Below are 3,800 nucleotides of genomic sequence, written 5' to 3' on the forward strand. Positions count from 1 at the left end.
TCTCGATGACCGTGAACGGTACTGCTGTGATCGGGGAGGTTGAGGGTCGGACGTTGTTGTCTGGTTTTCTGCGCGATCATCTAACGCTGACGGGAACGCATGTGGGGTGCGATACGGCGCAATGTGGGGCGTGTGTTGTGCATGTGAATGGCGCGGCGGTGAAGTCCTGCAACATGTTGGCGCTTGAGGCGGATGGAGCCGAGATTGGCACGATTGAGGGTCAGGCGGATGCGGATGGATCTCTGAACGTGATCCAGCAGGCGTTTCAGGATCATCACGGGCTGCAATGCGGGTTTTGCACACCGGGCATGGTGATGAGCGCGGCGGCTTTGCTCAAGGACAATCCGCGTCCGACGGAAGCTGAGATCCGCAAGTATCTGGAAGGCAACCTGTGCCGCTGCACGGGCTACCACAACATCGTCAAGGCGATCCTGGCCGCATCGGGTCAGGACGTCAGCAGCATCGCCGCCGAATAAGCGGCCTCAGGGAGGAGAACAAGCAATGCCCAAAGACAGTGGCATCGGAGCCAGTTCCAAGCGGCGCGAGGACGTGCGCTTTCTGACCGGAGCAGGCAATTATACCGACGACATCAACGTACATGGCCAGGCCTATGTCCATTTTCTAAGGTCCGACATCGCGCATGGCCGGATCATCAGCCTTGATACCTCGGCGGCCGAGGCCATGCCGGGCGTGGTCAAGGTGTTCACCGGCAAGGATTTTGAAGGCGTGGGCGGCATGCCCTGCGGCTGGGAGGTGACAGACAAGCACGGCGCGCCGATGCAGGAGCCTGCGCATCCCATTCTGGCCCAAGGCAAGGTCCGCCATGTGGGCGATCCGATTGCCGCCGTTGTGGCCGACAGTCTGGAACAGGCCCGCGATGCGGCCGAGGCGATTGATCTGGATATCGAGGAACTGCCCGCGGTGATCGACATGAAGGCCGCAGCCCAAGAGGGCGCGACGCTGGTCCATGACGATCTGAAGAACAACATCTGCTATGACTGGCAGCTGGGCGAGGCGGATGATGCCAAGGTGGGCGAGGTCTTTGCCAATGCGGCCCATGTGACCACGCTGGATCTGGTCAACAACCGCCTTGTCGCCAACCCGATGGAACCGCGCGTGGCGGTGGGGGAGTATTCCCGCGCGACCGAGGACTATACGCTCTATACCACCTCGCAGAACCCGCATGTGATCCGCCTGCTGATGTGCGCCTTTGTGCTGGGCCTGCCCGAACACAAGGTCCGCGTGGTGGCCCCGGATGTGGGCGGTGGCTTTGGCACCAAGATTTTCCACTATGCGGAAGAGGCGTTCTGTACCTTCGCCGCCAAGGCCTGCAACCGACCCGTGAAGTGGACCTCGAGCCGGTCCGAGGCGTTCATGTCGGATGCTCATGGCCGCGACCATGTCAGTAAAATCGAACTGGCGCTGGATGCGGACAATAACTTCATCGGGTTGCGCACCAACACCTATGCCAATCTGGGGGCGTATCTGTCGACCTTCTCCAGTTCCGTGCCCACATGGCTGCACGGCACGCTGATGGCAGGCAATTACAAGACGCCGGTCGTTCAGGTAAATGTGAAAGCGATGTTCACCAATACGGTGCCGGTGGATGCCTATCGCGGTGCGGGCCGGCCCGAGGCGACCTATCAGCTGGAGCGCGTCGTCGATAAGGCCGCGCGTGAGCTGGGCGTTGATCCGATTGCCCTGCGGCGTCAGAACTTCATCACCCAGTTCCCCTATGACACGCCGGTGGCGCTGACCTATGACACCGGGGACTATCACGGGACGATGGACAAGCTTGAGGCTGCCGCCGATCTGGCAGGTTTTGCCGCGCGCCGTGCGGCCAGTGAAGCCAAGGGCAAGCTGCGGGGCTTAGGCATCAACTGCTATATCGAGGCCTGCGGCATTGCGCCTTCGAACATCGTTGGCATGCTGGGGGCCCGCGCGGGTCTTTACGATGCGGCGACCGTGCGGGTGAATGCCACCGGTTCGATCAGCGTCATGGTCGGCGCGCATAGCCACGGGCAGGGCCATGAGACGGCGTTCCCGCAGGTTGTGGCCGACATGATCGGCATCGACGAGTCGATGGTCGAGATTGTGCATGGCGACACCTCGAAAATCCCCTTTGGCATGGGCACCTATGGCTCGCGCTCGCTGGCGGTTTGTGGCTCGGCCATGGTCAAGGCGACCGAGAAGGTGATCGACAAGGCCAAGAAGATCGCCGCCCACCTGCTGGAAGCCTCCGAGGCCGATATCGAGCTGAAGGACGGTCAGTTCAGCGTGGCAGGCACCGACAAATCGGTGGCCTGGGGCGATGTGACCCTGACGGCTTACGTGCCGCATAACTACCCGCTGGAGGTTGAACCAGGGCTGGAGGAGACCGCGTTTTATGATCCGGCCAACTTCACCTTCCCTTCAGGCGCTTATGCCTGTGAGGTCGAGGTGGACCCGGAAACCGGTCAGGTCAGCATCGAGGCCTTCACCGCCGCCGATGACTTTGGCAATATCGTCAACCCGATGATCGTGGATGGTCAGGTGCATGGCGGCATTGGCCAGGGCATCGGGCAGGCGCTGCTGGAGAACTGTGCCTATGACGAGAACGGCCAGCTGCTGAGCGCGTCCTTTATGGATTACGCCATGCCGCGTGCCGATGATGTTCCGTTCTATGGCGTGGATCATTCCAGCCAGACGCCCTGCACGCATAACCCGCTGGGTGTGAAAGGCTGTGGCGAGGCCGGCGCGATCGGCTCGCCGCCGGCGGTGGTCAATGCGGTTCTGGATGCGCTGAACGCGGGCGGCAAGGCGGTGGATCACATCGACATGCCGGTGAGCCCGTCGCGCGTCTGGGCGGCGATGAACAGCTGAGTGGAGATGTTGGGGTGCGAAGGGCCAGCCCCTCGCGCTCCCCGGGATATTTATAGCCAGATGAAGAATGGATCCGTGTTCTTCGGAAAGGAAAAGCGAAATGTACAATTTCGAGTTTGAAAAGCCCTCGACCATTGCCGACGCAGTTGCCGCGATGGGGGCTGAGGATGCGCAGGCATTGGGGGGTGGGCAGACGCTGATCCCCACGCTGAAGCAGCGCCTGGCGGCGCCATCGGTGCTGGTCAGCATGGGTGGGATTGCCGAGATGCAAGGCGTCTGTGTCGAGGATGACGGCGCGGTCGTCATTGGCGGGGCGACGCCCCATGCGGTGGTGGCGCGTGAGGCGGCAGGCAGCTATCCGGCGCTGGCGGCGCTGGCGGGTCAGATCGGCGATCCGGCGGTGCGCAACCGTGGCACCATTGGTGGGTCAGTGGCCAATAACGATCCGGCAGCCTGTTATCCGGCAGGTGTGCTGGGATCGGGGGCGACCATCGTGACCAACACGCGCCAGATTGCGGCGGATGACTTCTTTCAGGGCATGTTTGCCACCGCGCTGGATGAGGGTGAGATCATCACTTCGGTCCGGTTCCCGGTGCCGCAGGCGGCGAGCTACCAGAAATTCCTGCAGCCTGCCTCGCGCTTTGCGCTTGTGGGGGTCTATCTGGCCCGCTTTGCCGATGGTGTCCGCGTCGCCGTCACCGGCGCCAGCGAGGATGGCGTGTTCCGCTGGTCGGAGGCCGAAGCCGCGCTGAACACAGAATTCCGCGCCGATGCGTTGATGGGGCTGAAGGTCAACCCGAGGAACATGATCGCCGATCTGCATGGCAGCAAAGACTACCGCGCCCATCTGGTCTCCGTCATGACCAAACGCGCAGTCCAGGCCTGTTGATAGAAAACCAATAAACAAAGCAAAGCCCCGGTTCTCCGGGGCTTTTTTT

3 protein-coding genes are annotated in these 3,800 nt (G+C 62.0%); all 3 read left to right on the forward strand.

Going from position 1 to position 3,800, the window contains the following annotated elements:
• Window positions 1–476: (2Fe-2S)-binding protein (locus AC2FGE_RS20875; RefSeq protein ID WP_496821245.1), on the forward strand; the 476-nt coding region annotated here is incomplete at its 5' end.
• Window positions 477–501: 25 nt separating this feature from the next.
• Window positions 502–2,862, forward strand: a complete 2,361-nt coding sequence (locus tag AC2FGE_RS20880) for a xanthine dehydrogenase family protein molybdopterin-binding subunit (RefSeq protein ID WP_496821246.1) — start codon at window positions 502–504, stop codon at window positions 2,860–2,862.
• A 100-nt stretch (window positions 2,863–2,962) separates the two neighbouring features.
• Window positions 2,963–3,751 (forward strand): FAD binding domain-containing protein, encoded by a 789-nt coding sequence (locus tag AC2FGE_RS20885; protein ID WP_496821248.1) that lies wholly within the window; start codon window positions 2,963–2,965, stop codon window positions 3,749–3,751.
• Window positions 3,752–3,800: the final 49 nt, after the last annotated feature.

Source organism: Ruegeria sp. YTSA075, assembly GCF_059610245.1.